This window comes from Tenacibaculum aquaeponti, assembly GCF_057221555.1.
In genome coordinates, this window is record NZ_CM170147.1 from 1,678,296 (window position 1) to 1,697,318 (window position 19,023).

Annotated in this window: 18 protein-coding genes; 9 read left to right on the forward strand and 9 right to left on the reverse strand. The window is 30.5% G+C overall.

The genetic code is table 11. From position 1 onward, the window contains the following. Window positions 1–297: 297 nt before the first annotated feature. Together AC2TEO_RS07435 and dnaE are read right to left on the reverse strand one after the other, a co-directional pair. On the reverse strand, window positions 298–654 hold the full coding sequence (locus AC2TEO_RS07435; protein ID WP_442267499.1) for a hypothetical protein: 357 nt from the start codon (window positions 652–654) through the stop codon (window positions 298–300). Beyond that, window positions 655–4,989, reverse strand: a complete 4,335-nt coding sequence (dnaE, locus tag AC2TEO_RS07440; protein WP_442267500.1) for a DNA polymerase III subunit alpha — start codon at window positions 4,987–4,989, stop codon at window positions 655–657. A gap of 151 nt (window positions 4,990–5,140) precedes the next feature. Between dnaE and AC2TEO_RS07445 the strand changes: the two genes are divergently transcribed. Beyond that, a complete protein-coding gene (locus AC2TEO_RS07445) occupies window positions 5,141–6,145 on the forward strand; it encodes a TlpA family protein disulfide reductase (RefSeq protein ID WP_442267501.1) in 1,005 nt (334 codons plus the stop codon). Window positions 6,146–6,180: 35 nt separating this feature from the next. Here the strand turns inward: AC2TEO_RS07445 and AC2TEO_RS07450 are convergent, their stop codons facing one another. Genes AC2TEO_RS07450 through AC2TEO_RS07470 form a run of 5 tightly spaced genes read right to left on the reverse strand, consistent with a single transcriptional unit; the run spans window position 6,181 to window position 10,807 of the window. Next, window positions 6,181–7,035: a 5-oxoprolinase subunit C family protein gene (locus AC2TEO_RS07450; protein ID WP_442267502.1), complete on the reverse strand. Its 855-nt coding sequence runs from the start codon at window positions 7,033–7,035 to the stop codon at window positions 6,181–6,183. Beyond that, window positions 7,028–7,765, reverse strand: coding sequence for a 5-oxoprolinase subunit PxpB (gene pxpB / locus AC2TEO_RS07455; protein ID WP_442267503.1), 738 nt, complete (start codon window positions 7,763–7,765; stop codon window positions 7,028–7,030). Before pxpB ends, AC2TEO_RS07450 begins: the two co-directional genes overlap by 8 nt. Beyond that, window positions 7,749–8,468, reverse strand: a complete 720-nt coding sequence (gene pxpA / locus AC2TEO_RS07460; protein WP_442267504.1) for a 5-oxoprolinase subunit PxpA — start codon at window positions 8,466–8,468, stop codon at window positions 7,749–7,751. The genes pxpB and pxpA overlap by 17 nt, the downstream gene beginning before the upstream one ends. A gap of 1 nt (window position 8,469) precedes the next feature. Further along, window positions 8,470–9,696, reverse strand: coding sequence for an Nramp family divalent metal transporter (locus AC2TEO_RS07465; protein WP_442267505.1), 1,227 nt, complete (start codon window positions 9,694–9,696; stop codon window positions 8,470–8,472). Then, window positions 9,689–10,807, reverse strand: a complete 1,119-nt coding sequence (locus AC2TEO_RS07470; RefSeq protein WP_442267506.1) for a DUF2891 domain-containing protein — start codon at window positions 10,805–10,807, stop codon at window positions 9,689–9,691. The genes AC2TEO_RS07465 and AC2TEO_RS07470 overlap by 8 nt, the downstream gene beginning before the upstream one ends. 320 nt (window positions 10,808–11,127) lie before the next feature. Here AC2TEO_RS07470 and AC2TEO_RS07475 point away from each other — a divergent pair, with 320 nt between their 5' ends. Beyond that, window positions 11,128–11,310, forward strand: a complete 183-nt coding sequence (locus AC2TEO_RS07475) for a hypothetical protein (protein ID WP_442267507.1) — start codon at window positions 11,128–11,130, stop codon at window positions 11,308–11,310. A 52-nt stretch (window positions 11,311–11,362) separates the two neighbouring features. Here the strand turns inward: AC2TEO_RS07475 and AC2TEO_RS07480 are convergent, their stop codons facing one another. After that, on the reverse strand, window positions 11,363–12,304 hold the full coding sequence (locus tag AC2TEO_RS07480; RefSeq protein WP_442267508.1) for a TlpA family protein disulfide reductase: 942 nt from the start codon (window positions 12,302–12,304) through the stop codon (window positions 11,363–11,365). Window positions 12,305–12,556: 252 nt separating this feature from the next. Here AC2TEO_RS07480 and AC2TEO_RS07485 point away from each other — a divergent pair, with 252 nt between their 5' ends. Then, complete coding sequence (locus AC2TEO_RS07485) at window positions 12,557–13,486, forward strand: ABC transporter ATP-binding protein (RefSeq protein WP_442267509.1); 930 nt, start codon at window positions 12,557–12,559, stop codon at window positions 13,484–13,486. After that, complete coding sequence (locus tag AC2TEO_RS07490; RefSeq protein ID WP_442267510.1) at window positions 13,473–14,234, forward strand: ABC transporter permease; 762 nt, start codon at window positions 13,473–13,475, stop codon at window positions 14,232–14,234. The genes AC2TEO_RS07485 and AC2TEO_RS07490 overlap by 14 nt, the downstream gene beginning before the upstream one ends. A 57-nt stretch (window positions 14,235–14,291) precedes the next feature. On the opposite strand, the gene ahcY is transcribed toward AC2TEO_RS07490, so the two are convergent. Beyond that, window positions 14,292–15,608, reverse strand: coding sequence for an adenosylhomocysteinase (ahcY, locus tag AC2TEO_RS07495; RefSeq protein WP_442267511.1), 1,317 nt, complete (start codon window positions 15,606–15,608; stop codon window positions 14,292–14,294). Window positions 15,609–15,670: 62 nt separating this feature from the next. On the opposite strand from ahcY, the gene AC2TEO_RS07500 reads away from it, so the two are divergent. The 5 genes from AC2TEO_RS07500 to AC2TEO_RS07520 all read left to right on the forward strand — a co-directional run bounded on the left by AC2TEO_RS07500 (window position 15,671) and on the right by AC2TEO_RS07520 (window position 19,021). Further along, window positions 15,671–16,297: a 4'-phosphopantetheinyl transferase family protein gene (locus tag AC2TEO_RS07500; RefSeq protein WP_442267512.1), complete on the forward strand. Its 627-nt coding sequence runs from the start codon at window positions 15,671–15,673 to the stop codon at window positions 16,295–16,297. A 211-nt stretch (window positions 16,298–16,508) separates the two neighbouring features. Next, window positions 16,509–17,498 carry a hypothetical protein gene (locus AC2TEO_RS07505; RefSeq protein ID WP_442267513.1) on the forward strand — a complete coding sequence of 330 codons (990 nt, stop codon included), beginning with the start codon at window positions 16,509–16,511 and terminating at the stop codon, window positions 17,496–17,498. Between the two features lie 32 nt (window positions 17,499–17,530). Beyond that, window positions 17,531–17,791: a thiamine-binding protein gene (locus tag AC2TEO_RS07510; protein WP_442267514.1), complete on the forward strand. Its 261-nt coding sequence runs from the start codon at window positions 17,531–17,533 to the stop codon at window positions 17,789–17,791. Then, window positions 17,775–18,404 carry a nicotinamide riboside transporter PnuC gene (gene pnuC, locus AC2TEO_RS07515; protein ID WP_442267515.1) on the forward strand — a complete coding sequence of 210 codons (630 nt, stop codon included), beginning with the start codon at window positions 17,775–17,777 and terminating at the stop codon, window positions 18,402–18,404. The genes AC2TEO_RS07510 and pnuC overlap by 17 nt, the downstream gene beginning before the upstream one ends. Further along, the gene (locus tag AC2TEO_RS07520) at window positions 18,368–19,021 is read left to right on the forward strand and encodes an ATP/GTP-binding protein (RefSeq protein WP_442267516.1); all 654 of its coding nucleotides are present in this window, start codon (window positions 18,368–18,370) and stop codon (window positions 19,019–19,021) included. Before pnuC ends, AC2TEO_RS07520 begins: the two co-directional genes overlap by 37 nt. The last annotated feature ends 2 nt before the right edge of the window (window positions 19,022–19,023 follow it).

The window sequence follows — 19,023 nt, forward strand, 5'->3', positions numbered from 1 at the left end:
AATGTTAATGAGATCAAATTAGTATCGAGAACGAATTTAGAACTCCCAAGCACTTCTCGATACACACTTCATTCTTACGCGCACTCGAAGTGACAATAAAAAACCTACCTGTCAGTTCGAGTGAAATTGATTAGAACAAAGAGGAAAACAATTTTGTATCAAGAACGAATTTAGAACTCCTAAGCACTTCCCGATACACGCTCCATTCTTACGCGCACTCGAAGTGACAATAGATATCATGAGAACCTGAAACAGTTCAGGTTGACGGATTCTTTTACTTGTATTTAACAACAGTATTTAGTGAGAATATTTATTCTTAAAATAAACTTTTTTCCTAACTCTTTTTAGGATTAAAAAAGCTACTTCTTCTGAATAATAATCAATTTCTGATATGTTTATACCTTTTAATGAAGCTTCAGAAACATCGATACGATACAGTAAATTGTAATACCCATCGGAATCATTCAATAATAAATACTTTACAGTTTCTTGCAGTTTAGTTTTTAACGCTAGAGGTGTACTTTCTTTATGAAAAACCACATCTAAACCAACAAGCTGGAAGTCTTTATTTAATTGATATATCAATTGTTCGTATAACTTCTTATCAACAACTTGATTTAATAAGGCTAAACTATTTTGATAATTTTGAGACATTTAATTCAACTTATAATCAATATGCTCTTCATCTAACTTTGCTAAAAACTCACTGGTAATGTTAATCTTGGTAGTTCTACTAGGTATATCTATTTCTAATTTTTCTTCTACATCATAAATTACAAAACGTAAAGAATGTGAACCAGAATTTAATACACATAGATGTTGGAAATCTTTTATAAAATCTTCTTTAACATCTTTCAGTGCCAATTTTATGGTTAACTTCTTACACATCTTTTCCATGATATCGTGTAAGAGTAAGAACTCTGTAAATCCGACTCTAGGATCACCTTTTACACCTTCTTTATTCACCCAACCTGGCTTTACCATAGTTTTTACATATAAGAAAGAATTTGGTACTAAAAAGTGTTTGAAACGTAGATATTCTTCTCCAAAGATTCTAAACTCAAAACTATCGTTATAATCTTCAATAATAAATGAAGCCCAACCTTTTCCTGCTTTAGAAATACGATGCTGAACATCTGTAAGAATACCACCGAAGGTTATTGCCATACCTTCATATTTTGCTAAGTCTTTAAAGTAACTCACATTTCCATTGCAAAACTTTAATTCGTTTTTAAAATCATCTAACGGATGTGCAGAAATATACATTCCTACAACTTCTTTTTCTCTCGCTAATAACTCCATAGTTCCCCAAGTGTCGCACTCAGGAATAATTGGTTCCGGCAAATCTACTTCACTTGCTTCTCCAAATAAAGATACTTGAGAAGAATTCTGATTTTCTTGATATTTATTTCCGAAACGAATCGCTTTTTCTAAAAACGTTTGTTCTTTTTCATCTTTAACATAATACTGAGCTCTATGTGTATTTGTAAACGAATCGAATCCTCCTGCTAACACCAAACCTTCGAATGCTTTTTTATTCGCTACACGTAAATCTACTCGTTTGGCAACATCAAAGATTGAATTATAATGTCCGTTTTCTTTTCGTTCATCGATAATTGCTTTTACCGCTGAAGCTCCTACTCCTTTAATAGCAGCCATTCCAAAACGAACTGCGCCTTCTTTATTTACAGAGAATTTAGAATACGATTCATTTACATCTGGCCCCAATACTTCTAATCCCATACGCTTACACTCTTCCATAAAAAACGATACTGTTTTAATATCATTCATATTGTTGGAAAGTACCGCAGCCATATATTCTGCAGGATAATGTGCTTTTAAATATGCAGTTTGATAGGCAATCCAAGCATAACATGTAGAGTGCGATTTGTTAAAGGCATACGATGCAAATGCTTCCCAGTCTTTCCAAATCTTCTCTAAAGCTTTTTCATCGTGTCCATTTGCTTTTGCCTGATCTACAAATTTTGGTTTCATCTTCGCTAGAACCGCCGCCTGCTTTTTACCCATCGCCTTACGAAGTACATCGGCTTCACCTTTGGTAAAATCTGCTAGTTTTTGCGACAGTAGCATTACTTGCTCCTGATATACCGTAATTCCGTAAGTCTCTGCTAAATATTCTTCCATCGCAGGAAGATCATATTCAATTTCTTCATCTCCGTGCTTTCTTCGGATAAAAGAAGGAATATATTCTAACGGCCCTGGACGATATAATGCATTCATGGCAATAAGATCGGCAAATACTGTAGGCTTTAATTCACGCATGTATTTTTGCATTCCAGGAGATTCGTACTGGAAAATACCAACGGTTTCTCCTCTTTGGAATAACGCATATGTTTCTTCATCATCAATAGGAAAATTCTCTGGATCGAGTTCTACTCCATGACGTGCTTTTACAATCTTAACTGTGTCTTTAATTAGGGTTAATGTTTTTAACCCCAAGAAATCCATTTTTAGTAATCCTGCACTTTCCACAACCGAGTTATCGAATTGTGTTACATACATATCAGAGTCTTTAGCTAAGGATACTGGAACGAATTTCGTGATATCATCTGGAGTAATAATTACCCCACAGGCGTGAATACCTGTATTACGAACCGAACCTTCTAATACAACTGCTTGATTAATTGTATTAGCTTCTAATCCTGTTCCTTGTGCTATGGCTTTTAGCTCATTTACATTCTCTTTCTCTTCTGCACGTAAACCTGCTACTTTTCCTTTACTTTTTTCATCTTCACCGAAAATGTTTTTCAGCTTAATTCCTGGGACAAGTTTTGCAATTCTATCAGCTTCAAATAATGGTAAATCTAACACTCTGGCTGTATCACGTAACGAAGATTTCGCCGCCATGGTACCATAAGTAATAATTTGTGCTACCTGATTGGCTCCATACTTTTCGATTACATAATCCATTACACGACCACGACCTTCATCATCAAAATCAATATCGATATCGGGCATGGATACACGTTCAGGATTTAAGAAACGCTCAAAAAGTAAATCATACTTAATAGGATCTATATTGGTAATCCATAAACAATATGCAACTACGGAACCGGCAGCAGATCCACGACCTGGACCTACGGAAACTCCCATTTCACGAGCTGCACGAATAAAATCTTCTACAATTAAGAAATATCCAGGATATCCTGTTTTTGCAATTACATCTAACTCAAAATCTAGTCGTTCTGTAATCTTTTCAGTAAGTTCACCATAACGAATTTTAGCTCCTTCGTAAGTTAAATGACGTAGATAGTTATTCTCTCCTCGTTTACCACCATCGACTTCATCTTGTGCATCTTGAAATTCTTCACCAATTTCAAAGGCTGGTAATAATACATCACGTGCTAAAGTGAATGCTTCTACTTTATCTACAATTTCTTGAATGTTGCTAATTGCTTCAGGAATATCAGCAAAAAGCTTTTTCATTTCTTCTGTAGATTTGAAATAATATTCATCGTTAGGCAAACCATAACGATAACCTCTACCTCTACCTTTTGGAGTTGCTTGTTTTTCTCCGTCTTTTACACACAATAAAATATCATGTGCATTCGCTTCTTCTTTTCCTAAATAATAAGTGTTATTGGTTGCTACAATTTTAATCTCATGTTTTTTAGCAAACTCTAATAACGTACGGTTCACGGCATCTTCATCTTCTTGTCCGTGTCGCATTAACTCTATGTACAGATCATCTCCAAACTCTTCTTTCCACCATAACAAAGCTTCCTCAGCTTGTTTTTCACCAACATTTAAAATCTTACTTGGAACTTCACCGTATAAGTTTCCTGTTAAAACAATAACATCTTCTTTGTATTGTTTTACAATCTCTTTATCAATTCTAGGCACATAATAAAATCCATCGACGAAAGCCGTTGATGACATTTTAGCTAAGTTATGATACCCTCGTTTATTTTTCGCTAATAAAACAACCTGATAACCGTTGTCTTTTCTTGTTTTGTCTTTATGATCTTCACAAATAAAGAACTCACAACCTACAATAGGCTTTAATGGTGTTTCAGCAGATTTATTATGATTGGCAACTGCAGAGGTAAAATGGAATGCCGCCATCATATTTCCTGTATCTGTTAAAGCAACTGCACTCATATTATCTTTTGCAGCCGCAGCAACTAATCCATTAATTTGAATGGTAGATTGTAATACAGAGAATTGAGAGTGGTTATGTAAATGCGCAAACTGAACTCCTTCTAATTGAGCTAAACCTTCTGAAGTTGATTGTGCATTTCCTTCACTTGAAGCAGCAGCTTGACGCTTTCTAATTTTATCACTTTCTGCCTTTAAGTTTAAATGTTTTAAACCTATTAGCTGAATTGGCATTGGATTCGTTTCAGAATACTTTGCGTAGTAATCTTCTGGAACATCTAATACTTCTAACGGATAATGTTTTAAACGTAATAATTCTAAGAAACAACGTGTTGTTGCCTCAACATCGGCCGTTGCGTTGTGCGCTTCGTTAAATCCGACACCAAATAAATGTTGATGTAACTCTGTTAAGGTTGGTAATTTAAATTTACCTCCTCTACCTCCAGGAATTTGACACATGGAAGCTGTTAGCTCCGTACAGGTATCTAAAACTGGTAATTCTGTTAAATTATTTTCAATACCTAATCGATGGAATTCACATCCCATAATATTCACATCGAATCCTACATTCTGACCAACAACAAACTTTGTCTTTTTTAAGGCTTTATTAAATAAATCTAATCCTTCAGCAAGACCAATTCCTTGTTCATTAGCTAACTCTGTAGAAATACCATGTATACGTTCAGCATCAAACGGAATATTAAATCCATCTGCTTTAATTAAGAAATCGTTGTGCTCAATTAACCTTCCCATTTCATCATGCAACTGCCAAGCAATTTGTATTGCTCTAGGCCAGTTATCAGTATCTGTAATTGGAGCATTCCAACTCTTAGGTAAACCAGTAGTTTCTGTATCAAAGATTAAATACATTCCGTAAAATTGATGTGATTTTTAGAGTGTAAATTTACGATTTATTTTAGCAATAGGTTTTTATTTTTATTCACTATGATTTGAAAGAAATCTTATATGTAAAGTTTTTCTCTTATTTTTACTACTCCAAAATACTTATAGCCCTAATCTCATGAAAAAAGTTATTTACTTACTGTGTTCAGCAACTTTATTTTTTTCTTGTAAGAACAACGATTTTGTTAGTTTTTCTGGAAAAATAGAAAATAAAAACTCTGATTCATTAGTAGTAGCAAATCCTCAAAAAGGATATCAAAAAACAATAAAAGTAAATGAAGACGGAACTTTTAAAGATACTTTAAAAATAAGCAACGGTTTCTTTTCTCTTTACGATGGAACAAATTATGCTACTGCATATTTTAGAAATGGAGATGAAATCACAATGAATATTAATGCTGCCGAGCCTAGAAAATCAATTTTATTTGCTGGTAAAGGAGCAGCTGAAAGTAACTTCTTATCTATAACAGCTCAAAATCAGATTGAGTTTAATGCAGGAGTAAAAGAAATGATAGAATTACCAAAGAATGAGTTTGATTCTAAATTGAATACTTACGTTTCTGCATTTAATACTAGATTAGAAAATAAAATTTTAGATACAGCTTTTGTTAGTATTCAAAAAAAGAACATTGAAAATTTAGAAGCACAACTTGTGAAAATACACAGTGATAAACTATATTTTAAAACAACTTTAGGAAAAGGACAACCTTCACCTAAATTTACTGGTTATGAAACACCTGATAGAACTCCAAAATCTTTAGATGATTTTAAAGGAAAATATGTATACATAGATGTTTGGGCAACTTGGTGTCCTCCTTGTTTAGCTCAAATTCCTTTTTTACACAAAATTGAAGAAGAATATAAAGATAAAAATATTGAGTTTGTTAGTATTTCTGTTGATAAAAGAGACGATTATTTTACTTGGAGTGATATGATTGAAGAGAAAAACTTAGGTGGTGTTCAATTATTTGCCAATGAGAATAAAGATTTTACAAATGCTTATCGCATTAACGATATTCCTCGTTTTATCTTAATTGATCCAGAAGGAAATATTGTAAGTCCTGATGCTCCAAGGCCTTCTGACCCTGCTCTTAAAGATTTATTTACTGAGAACGGAATTTAATCAATTAATAAATATACAATATTGACACTCCATTTTTAATGGGGTGTTTTTATTTTAAAACGTATTGTATCTTGAGTAGTTTTCTGTGCTAGTTGGTTTATTGCCTCTGATGTTAATTGTAAAACTCTCGGATACCCACCTGTAACTTGACAATCGCGCATTAATACAATTAATTTTCCTGAAGGTGTTAATTGTACTGTTCCTGGTACAACACCTGAAGACAACATCGGTGGAAAATTATTTTCTATTGTTTCTTCTAAGAAATAACCCATTCTACTATTATTAACTGATATTTTAAAGTCTTTTTCTAAGAGCTTTTCTCTTTGTTTTAATGAAAGCAAATCGAATTCAGGTCCTTTATAGCAATTCAATATTGGACTTGTAAAATGAGCTGTATTTACATGTATTCTGGCATGAGTCTCATAGTTTCCTTCATCACTTTCAAAAAATGGAATTTCATTTCCTTTTCTTAACACGTTTTCCGCGGTTATTCCTTTATAAAAACTTTTACTTCCCAAAACTGTATCAACTTCAAAACCATTTAAAACAGCAAGATATGTTCTCAATCCGTATTCTCTTTTTCCGAAAGATAAAACATCACCTACATTAACTGTAATTCTTTTATTTGTTTCAATAGAGCTTCCATTGATTTTTGGATTAAAATCTGCTCCTGTAATACTTATTTGAGTTCGTTTTAAAAATTGAAATTTCGCACCTCCGAAGGTAATTTCAATAGTACTTGCATTCTGATTATTATTTAGAATTGCATTAGCTAATTGATGTGCATATAAATCCATTGCTCCAGAAGTTGGAACTCCATAATGTGCATAACCAAATCTTCCTTGATCTTGAATTGTAGAAAAAAAACCTGGATGTAAAACTTTAAGCATACCATTCGGTTTTATGTAATTCGTAACTTCCTTCTGATATGCTTTGCGCTAACGAAATAAATTCTTCTTTCGTTATAGATTTAAAACGAATTTTATCTCCCGCTTTTGCAAAACAAGGAATCGTTTTATTTGCATTAAAAAAGTTAATCGGAGTTTTTCCTATAATTTGCCAACCTCCAGCACTTTCTTCAGGATATATCCCTGTTTGTTTTCCGCCAATTGCAACTGCTCCTTTTGGGACTTTTAGTAAAGGTGTTGCTTTTCGTTGTATGAAAAGTTTAGTATTCAATCCTCCTAAATATAAGAAACCAGGTAAAAAACCAATAAAATGCACGGTATACAATGTTGTGCTATGAATATCGATTAATTCTTTAATCGATACATTTAATTGTTTACTCATTTCTGGTAAATCAAATCCGAAATCGACATGATAACACACGGGAATTTCCCATATAAATTTAGTTTCTTTTCTTACTTCCTCTTTTTCAGAATAGATTTTTTGGAGTGCTACTATTTCATCTGAAAAACCTATAATTTCTTCTTTGTATTTAATAACTAAAGAAGTATAGCCTATGATAAAATCTTGAATTTGATCTATTTTTTTATCGAGAATTTCATTTTTAAAACTTGTGATTTCATCTATCAAAGAAGGTTGCACTTCGCTATTCCATTCAATTAAAATTGCTTTTTCTCCTAGTCGTTTAAATATTAAATTATCTTTCAAACTCATTCAACATAGCATTTATGTATATCAACATTTGAATTGCATGATCGTTATCTCCATGCACACAAAAAGTATCTGCTTTAATATTTACCACTTCTTCTTGAATTGAAATTACCTCCTCTTTTTGAATCATTCTTTGTAGCTGTTCCCAAGCTTTATGTTCGTTTGAAATTAAAGCTCCTGGTAAATTTCTAGACACTAACGATAAATCGTTATTATAAGCTCTATCTAAAAATGCTTCGAATTTTACCTTAATATTTCTTTCTTCGGCTAAGTTTGAAATTACAGAATTGTATGGTGCGTACAAAAATGCTTTAGGTAATTTTTTTTCTATAGCATTTAAAACAATATTAGCATAGTATTCATCTTTAGCTGCGATATTATATAAAGCTCCATGAGGCTTCACATGATGAATTTTTACACTTTGTTTTTTTGATCTTTCAATTAATAATTCAAGTTGATCTTCTATACTTTTTTGAAGTTTTTCCTCGGAAATATCCATTAACTTTCTTCCGAAGTTTTCCCTATCAGGAAATGAAGGATGTGCTCCAACTTTTACTTTATATTTTTTTGCTAAAGCAATTACATGATCTATAATTTCAATACTTCCCGCATGAGCATTACAAGCGATGTTACATGAAGAAATTAACGGCATTAATTTATCCTCATTATTTACACCTTCACCTACATCACAATTAATATCTATCATTTTAAAATACCTGAAATACTTTTAAAATACTCTTCAATCCTAAGAAAATAGTAAAAGCTAAAATACACAGTCCAATAAAATTCTGGAATTTCGTGTTTTTAAACTTTCCTAAAATATTTTCTTTATTCATTACCCATAATAAGATTCCTGCTATTAACGGTAACAACAAGCCATTTGCTACTTGAGCTACTTTAATAATTTGAATTGGTTTTACCCCTAAAGAAGAAAATAAAATCCCTAATACTAGAATGAAAATCCAAACTCCTCTAAACTCTTTCGATTTTAAATTTACATTCCAACCTAAACAACCTTTAGTTACATACGCTGCGGCCAAAGGAGCTGTAATTGCAGAAGTAATTCCGGCAGCAAACAAGCCAATCGCTAAAAAGTATTTGGCCAAACTACCATATAAAGGTTCTAAACCTTTAGCTAAATCAGCAGCATTAGTAATTGTATTAGATTGAATTGCCGCAGCAGAAATAATAATAGCTATAGACACTAAGCCGCCTAAAAAAATAGAAATCACAGTGTCTTTTTTAGCAGCTCTAATATCTTCTTTGTTTTTCCATTTTTCTTTTACCAAAGAAGCATGTAAAAAAATATTATAAGGAACTACAGTTGTGCCAATTAAACCTATAACTGTAAGTAAACCTTTGTCTGGAACCTTAAAAAGAAACATTCCCTTTATAATTTCAAGTACATTAGGTTTGGTAATTATTGCTGTTGTAACAAAAGAAATACTCATTAATATCACGAGACTTACCAAAGCTTTTTCTAAAAACTTATAGTTTCCAATATATAACAATATAAACGCTATTACACCAATTAAAACACTTATAAAATTAATAGAAAAAGTTCCGCTAGAAAACCTCCATTGCCCTAAAACTGTTTCTAATCCAAGTACGCCTCCACTAATATTTCCAGCTTCATATAATGAATTCCCTATAACAATAGCCACAAGAATTAAAACTATAAGAATATTTTTTACAACAGGATTTTCAATTTCATTTCTAATAACTTCAGATAATCCTTTTTGAGAAATGATTCCTAAACGAGCTGCCATTTCTTGTAAAAAAATAGTTGCTAGAATAGAAATTACCATGGCCCATAATAAGCTGAACCCAAAATTTGCTCCAGCTATGCTGCATAAAGTAACTGTTCCTGGGCCAATGAAAGCTGCAGCAACTAAAGTACCAGGACCAATATTCTTAAACCATTTTTTAATCATGATTTACGGAGTTTAAAGCATAAATAGCGAAGCTACCTAACCAATGTCCGCCTTCATAACTATCACCTACAAGGTTTGGCAATGAATAATCAATGTGCTCTTTAATTAATACTTTTAAGTGATTGTATTCTGATAAATCTCTAATTATAGTAGACAATGCCCAAGCTCTTGAGAAATTCACTCCATCTAAATGCACTAATTTTCCGTCCTTTCTATCTGAAACTTCTCCAACTGGAAATTTAAAATTCTCATCTGATAATTGAGGTAAAAATTTATTCAACCAGTCTTTAAATAAGTCTTTAGATAAAACTCGTTTCATGATTGCCGCTTCTTGTAAACATGGCGACAAAAAATCAAATCCGCTAGGTTCCCAAGAGATCGGACAATTTTGATCTTTTAAATAAAATTCTTTTGCTCTGGTTTCAATTAGTAATTTTAACTCAGTATTATTTACTGTATTCGCATAATCCCAAGCAAAAGTTAAACCGAATGCCGTATTTGTATGCTCTCCTACTCGAATCGGATATCTTAATTTTGGTAAAAACTCCATATATTTTTTCACCATTAAATTAGTTAACGGTTGTAAATTTTGTTCTAGTTTTTTGGCTACCGGATCGTTCCATGTATATAATTCTTCTGCAAGTTTAAGTAACCAAGCCCAGCCATAAGTTCGTTCGTAACTCTTATTGTATTTCCCATCGAAATAAGCCACTTCTCTTTCTATATTTTCTTTTGAAATATTCTGAAGTAATTGTTGTTTGATAGATGCTGCATTATCTAAATCCGGAAATTGTTTTAACAAAGAAACCAAACTCCAGTGTCCATGAACCGAAGAATGCCAATCGAAACATCCATAAAAAGCTGGATGCAATTCTTTTGGTGATTGTAAATCTCTACCACTTCCAATAGTTTGATTCAATTTATTGGGATATTCAACATTTATACAGTGAACTGGTAATGTTGCTAGTTTATTTGCTTGTTGCAAATTCAATTTGGGTAAATCGAGCACTTTTACTTTTTTCTTTTTTGGAATTACTTCTTTCTTGATATCGTTCTGTGAGTTACACGAGCTAAAAATTAAAAAGACACTTAAAATTATGAAGGGTTTCATGTATAATTAATTTGAATGTTATAAATGTAATAAAATCTATCTAGTTTTATTTTAACTTCTAATTTTCATGTTAAAAATTATCTTTCAATTATTTACATGTTACCTTAACAAATCTTATATTTTTTTAACAAAAAACGGTGTTATTTTCATTCAATTCTGTATATATTGCGTAAAATTAATTGCAATAAATTTTATAAGTCATAAAGCTATGAATGACTTTCAAAATAAATAATCATAGATTTAATAACCTTCTATTCTTGGGATATTTTATTGGCGCCAATAGAGTGACCAAACAATAGAACTTGAAAAAACATTTTAACATGAAAAACCAATTTTTAAACTTAGGAAAAACTTTAAACAAAGCAGAACAATTAGAAATTTATGGAGGAAGACCTTCTGAAAGAAGATGTGATCGTTTATTAAGAAGAGCTGAAAGATATTTAGATAATGGTAATATAGATGGTGCTGATAGAGTTTTAGACACTTATGATAGAATTTGCTAATAGTTAGTAAAAACAAAAAACCTCGTCGATGACGAGGTTTTTACTTTTACATTTAATTCAATGATTTTTGAATTGCTGAATCTATTCCTGTTATTACTTTATTACCACTTCCTATAGAAAAGTAACTGATCTTAGATTTTTTATCAATTACATAATGTGTAGGATAAACACTTACCTCGTAAAGTTCACTTAGCTTTGTTCCATTTGAAACTAGATTATACGTAAATTTATAATCTTTAATAAATTCTTTAATCGCATTTTTATTATCTAAGGCTATTCCTAAAAAAACTACATTTTTATTATTTCTATATTTTTTTTCTAATTTATTTAAATCTGGCATTTCTTCTCTACATGGCATACAATCTATAAACCAAAAATTTAAAACAATAACTTTTCCTTTTAAATTTTGTAACGAATATTTTTCTCCATTTATACTCTTAATAGTAAAAGGTTTTGCTTGTTCTCCAGTTGGGTTTTTAATATCTGCGTATGGATCTATATCGTTTTTATACTTTAAAACAACTAATGCTTTATAAACTTCATTTTTATCTACAAACATCTGCGGCATTGCCTTTCCTTCTTTTATAAGATTTACGCCTTCCTCAAAAGGCACTTTTGTTCCATCTTCTAAATATACTAATTCTAGATATTTAGGAACACCTCTTCTTTTTAGCTCATCCATAGATATAGGTTTTAAACCTGTTGGTAAAAAAGAATATCTTCCTCCAATAATTACTAAAGCTTTGTACTTCCCTTTTTTATCTACAAACATCCTTGGATAGACAGCTCCGCTCATTATAAGAGGAATTACTTCATCTAGAGTCGTTTTTGTTCCATCCTCATAAAATACTAACTCTAAGTTACTAGGAGGTCCTTTCTCCATCAATTTTTCAAAAGACAATTCTTTAAGTCCTTTAGGTATAAAAGAATACTCTTGTGCTTGAATTGTAAAAATCGATGCTAGCACGATTAAAAATGTGATTACTTTTTTCATGATTACTTAATTTACTTTTATTATTAAAAAAAAGAGCACACACTTCGTCTTAAAGACTGAAGTATGTGCTCTACTACACAAATTTGATATTAATTCTCCCAATTTCTTCTTCAGTGATAGAGAATTAACCCATTTATAAAGTACAGACGAGTATAAAATAATTTTGTTACAGTGGTTTTTAATACTTCAAAAAAACTCTGTAACAGTTTTTTAAGTTGATCGTTTTCATATATAACAAATAAACCAAGTATTATGTTACAAGTTATTAAAACAGAAAACCTTACTTTTTCTTACACACGGAAGGGTAACGACATCAAAAACTTAAACCTAAACATCTTTAAAGGAAGTATTTATGGTTTTCTAGGACCTAACGGTTCTGGAAAAAGCACTACAATTCGATTAATTCTAGGCTTACTAAAAAAGGATAGTGGGAATGTAGAGCTTTTTGGTAAATCTTTTAATTCAAAAACACGAATTGAAATATTAGAAAAAATTGGTGTATTAATCGAAAATCCATCATTATATAACCATCTTAGCGGAATAGATAATTTAAAAATAGCCGCAAATTATCGTGAAAATATTTCTTCTAATAGAATTGATGAAGTTTTAGAACTTGTAAAATTAAACCATGCTAAAACTAAAAAAGTAAAGACCTATTCTTTAGGTATGAAACAACGTTTAGGTTTAGCCATTACGTTATTAAGTAAACCTGAGTTAATCATTTTAGACGAACCTACCAATGGATTAGATCCTAAAGGAATTATTGAAATGAGAGAACTCATAAAAGATTTAAATCAAAATTATGGTACTACCTTTTTTATTTCAAGTCATTTACTCAGCGAAATAGAAAAAACATGTACGCATGTTGGTATTATTAGAAATGGGGAAATGCTATTTCAAGATACAATTGCTTCTTTTAAAAATTCTACAAATGATAAAATTATTCTTGAAATTGAAGTAGATAATTTAAATCAGGCGAAAATAATTTTAAGCGAGAAATCTTTCAACTTTAAAATTAATAATGAAAACTTATGCATTAATCTAGATTCAAAAAAAGAGATCCCAAATCTTTTGGACATTCTTAGAAATGAAAACATTGAAGTTTATCAATCTCAAATAAAAAATAATTTAGAAGACTTTTTCTTATCACTAACTGAAAACAAAATCAATGAAATCAATTAACTATTTTATATCTGGAGTAAAAAACGAACTAATAAAACTAAAAAACACTTCGGGTTTTTGGTTATCGTTAATATGTGCTTTGCTACTTCCTTTAGTATTTTTTATTTTATACCTTTTAAAGCATGAAAAATTTATTGTAGGAGATGAAATTAATCCTTGGTTAGAATTTATAAAAAATCAAGAAGATAGTTTATCATTATTAACTTCTATTTACACAATAGTCATTATCAGCTTAATAGTACAAATAGAACATAAATCTTCAACTTTTAAATATTTATTTACGCTACCAATTCCAAAATGGAGTATTTATTTTGGAAAACTACTTTTAATAATTTTACTTTTATTAGCTATATATCTTTTATTTTATATTTCTATTATTATATCTGGGAACCTTTTAGGTTTAATTTATTCTGATTTAAATTTTAATTCTTTTAGTCCTGATTACTCTTTGATTTTTAAAAACATTTCGAAAAGTTTTATCCCATTTTTAGGTTTAGTTGGAATTCAATACTGGTTATCATTTAGAATTAAAAATTTTATTATACCTATTAGTATTGGTTTACTACTTTTAGTTGTGGGTATTGTTTTAATAACACAAAAAGTAAGTTTTACTCAATATTACGCTTATGCTTATAATATTATCGGGCAAAATCCTAATTATAATAATATTAGTTTATACAGTTTATTATACCTTATATTATTTAGTACACTTGGTTATATCGATATAAGAAGACTCAATATTAAATAATTATAAAAAAACCTCGCCAATGGCGAGGTTTTAGATATATAACGAGCTACTAATTTTTTAGTATCTGTAATGTTCTGGTTTAAATGGTCCTTCAACAGTTACACCAATATACTCTGCTTGATCTTGACGTAATTCTGTTAATTCAACACCAATTTTTGCTAAATGTAATTTTGCTACTTTTTCATCTAAGTGTTTTGGTAACATATATACCTCATTCTTATAAGCATCAATATTATTCCATAACTCAATTTGAGCTAATGTTTGGTTTGTGAATGAATTCGACATAACGAAACTTGGATGACCTGTGGCACATCCTAAATTCACTAAACGTCCTTCAGCTAAAATGATAATATCATTTCCTTTAACTGTATATTTATCTACTTGAGGCTTAATTTCAATTTTAGTATCTCCATAAGTACCATTTAACCAAGCCATGTCTATTTCATTATCGAAGTGTCCAATATTACAAACGATAGTTTTGTCTTTCATTGCTTCGAAATGTTGACCTTGAACGATATCTTTATTTCCTGTAGTTGTAATAACGATATCTGCATTTCCAACAACAGTTTCTAATTTTTTTACTTCAAAACCATCCATTGCCGCTTGTAACGCACAAATTGGATCAATTTCAGTAACAGTTACGATAGAACCAGCTCCACGGAAAGAAGCAGCTGTTCCTTTACCAACATCTCCATATCCACAAACAACAACTCTTTTTCCTGCTAACATTACATCTGTAGCACGACGAATTGCATCAACAGCAGATTCTTTACATCCGTATTTGTTATCAAACTTAGATTTAGTTACAGAATCGTTTACGTTGATAGCTGGCATTGGTAAAGTTCCGTTCTTTACTCTTTCATATAAACGATGAACTCCAGTTGTAGTTTCTTCAGATAATCCATTGATTCCTTCAGCTAATTCTGGATATTTATCTAATACCATATTTGTTAAATCACCACCATCATCTAAGATCATGTTTAATGGTTTCTTATCTTCTCCAAAGAATAAAGTTTGTTCGATACACCAATCGAATTCCTCTTCGTTCATTCCTTTCCAAGCATAAACTGGAGTACCAGCAGCAGCGATTGCAGCAGCAGCTTGATCTTGAGTAGAGAAAATATTACAAGAACTCCAAGTAACTTCAGCTCCTAAAGCTTGTAAAGTTTCAATTAAAACCGCAGTTTGAATCGTCATGTGTAAACATCCTGCAATTCTTGCTCCTTTTAAAGGTTGCTCATCTTTATACTCCTCACGTAAACTCATTAAACCTGGCATTTCTGCTTCAGCTAATTCGATTTCTTTTCTTCCCCAATCTGCTAAAGAAATATCTTTAACTTTGTAAGGAACATACGCAGCGGTTTTTGTGCTCATATTTTTGTATCTTTATTTTACTTGAATTTGAGTTGCAAAATTACAAAATAACTTTCTAAAACATGCCTCTATATAAAACAATAACTGTTAACAATACTGCTAAAGTTTTGATTTGGAAGATTGAAGAATCTTATGATGACTTATTTCGAGACACCAATCTAACTCCTCAGAGCTTGGAACGCGTTTCTAATATGAAATCTGATTTACATCAGAGAGGTTTCTTAAGTGTACGTCATTTATTAAGAGAAGTAGGTTATGAAGATCATGATTTATTTTATGATGAATTTGGCAAACCCCATTTAAAAGATGGAACTCATATTTCTATTACTCATTCTTTTACTTTTTCTGCTTTAATTATTTCTAAAGAAAAAAAAGTAGGGATCGATATAGAAAAAAGACGTGATAAAATTGTGAAAATTGCGCATAAATTTACTCCAATAGAAGAATATAAATCTATAGCAAATCACGATGCTTTGGTTAGCAAATTAACCATTGTTTGGGGAGCAAAAGAGAGTTTGTATAAAATTTATGGAAAGAAAAAATTACTTTTTCTAGATCATATTTATGTAGAAGATTTCTCTTTCGAAAATGATACTACTACTGGAAAAATTCTGTACGAAGGAACAACTTCTAACTTTGATATTAGTTTCTTAGAGATTGAAGATTTTACCTGTGTATATGCGCTTTGATTCAGTAATGTAATCAGTAATCAGTAATCAGTAATCAGTAATGTAATCAGTAATCAGTAATCAGTAATCAGTAATCAGTAATCAGTAATCAGTAATCAGTAATCAAAATTAATATTCTGGTGACTTGGCAAAAATTAAACTAAACTGAATTCTATTGAAGTTTGGTATGCGTTTTGTTTACACGTTACTCATTATTAAAAACTGAATTACTATGAAACTACATTACACATTATTTATCGGGATAATTTTACTTATTGCTAGTTGTAAACGAGAAAAACTTGAACCATTTACTCCTAAAAATCACTTCGCAAGTTTTCAAAAAGAAAAATCACAATTCTTTGATTTAGATACAATCTATGATAAGTTTATTGAAGGAAAACATGGAACCAAATTTTACTTCAGAAGAGATTTATTTGATTTACAAGAAACTGATAAAGTACAATTAGAGTTAATAGAGTTATACGATTTTAAAGAAATTTTATATCGTAATATTCAAACCTTGACTACCGATAATCAACTTTTAGAATCTTCAGGAGTTTTAAAAATTAAGTTTACTTCTAACGGAAAAGAACTACAATTAAAAAAAGGTGAAAGAATAGCAGTATATCCTCCAAAAGGAAAGCTAAAGGGTAATGATATTTTCCTTTCTGAAACAGATTACTCAAGTAACATTACTTGGAAAATTACCGACCAGAATTATGAACTATTCACTTATCCTGTTGGTGGTGGAATTTGGGTGACTGATTATGTTAATAAAGATTCTATTCCTTATTATAAAAAGCAAAATAAGGAACTATTAGGTTTTGAAACTTACCAAGAGTATATTAAAGAAGGTCTTGTTGTTAAAGATTTTTTTATTCTTGGTAATGTAAATAAACAATGGATTAATATAGATCGTTTTGTCAAAAATGTATCGAAACTTAATTTCTCACTAGTTGAAAAAACAGAACGTTTTTCTGGCTTTGACATTTATTTCTTCTATGATAATCTTAATTCTTTCATATATGAACCTAGAGCAAATAATAATTTGAAATTTCAACAAATCCCAATTAGTGGAAAAACTTATATTCTAGTGGTTGGTTCGTATAAAAATCAGATTTACTATGATAAAATTGAATTGAAAGAAGCTACGAATAACGCTACATTGAATATTAACATGAAAAAAACTACTAAAGAAGATCTAAAAAGACTATTTGAATAATAGTCTTTATTTTTGTCGGAAATAATATTCTAATGAAAATATCAGTAGAGCTAACACTTACTCCACTTCAAGATAATTTTGAAGAGCCAATTATTAATTTCATTAAAAAATTAAGAGCTTCTGGAATCACAGTTCTAGAAAATCCTTTAAGTACTCAAGTCTATGGAGATTACGATAAAGTGATGCAACTATTAACTTCAGAAGTAAAAGAAGCTTTTGAATCCATAAACAATGGGTTGCTTCAAATGAAAATTGTAAAAACCGATAGAAGCGACTATGAACCAAATTTTTAATTTCTTCTTTAACCAATACAAAACCTATGACACTTTAGATATTTGGTTAGAAATTATTGCTGTAATATTCGGTTTTTTATCTGTTTGGTATTCTAAACAAAATAAAATTTGGGTGTTTCCTACTGGAATGATTAGCACTGCCATTTTCGTGTATCTTTTATTAAAATGGGAGCTTTTAGGAGATATGATGATTAATGGTTATTATTTTATTATGAGCATTTATGGTTGGTATATCTGGACTCAAACTAAAGAAGGACATGTAATACATCCTATCTCAAGAACTACTTTACAAGAAAAAAAACTTAGTGTTCTTATTTTCATTGCTACATTAATTTTTGTGTATGTTGTTTATATAAGTTTCGACAAATGGAATAATTGGACAGCTTATGTAGATACAGTTACAACTGCCGTATTTTTTGTAGGTATGTGGTTAATGGCAAGAAGAAAAATAGAAAATTGGATTTATTGGATTATTGGTGATATCATCTCTGTTCCTTTGTATCTTTATAAAGGTTTTACATTTACGAGTTTTCAATATTTAATATTTACATTTATCGCAATATTAGGGTATTTAGCATGGAAGAAAAGCTTAGACAATCCGAAATTAATTTAGTAAAAGTAGTTTTATTTGGCCCAGAAAGCACAGGTAAAACAACACTTTCTCGTCAGCTCGCCCGACACTATAACACAGTTTGGGCACCAGAATATGCAAGAGAATATTTACAGAACAAATGGAATAATGAACGAAAAACTTGCGAAAAAAAAGATATAATCCCTATTGCAATTGGGCAAATGAATTTAGAAAATTCTTTGGCTAAAAAAGCAGATAAATTATTGATTTGTGATACAGATTTATTAGAAACTAAAGTTTACTCTGAAGAATATTATGGAGGCTTTGTAGATTCTTTACTTGATAAATATGCTATTAAAAATACTTATGATATTTATTTCTTAACTTATATTGATACTCCTTGGGAAGAAGATGATTTACGTGATCGACCAGAACAAAGAGAAGAAATGTTTAATGCCTTCAAAAATACACTGGAAAAATATAACCGACCATATGTTGTATTAAAAGGAAATAAAGAAACTCGATTAAAAAAAGCTATAAAAATAATTGATGAATTAATTTTTAACAAAGATAATCTCTATTCTTATTCTGAATCTCTAATCGATTTAGATTTACATTTCCTACATCAAAATATCGATCCAAACACATTAATGTATTAGCC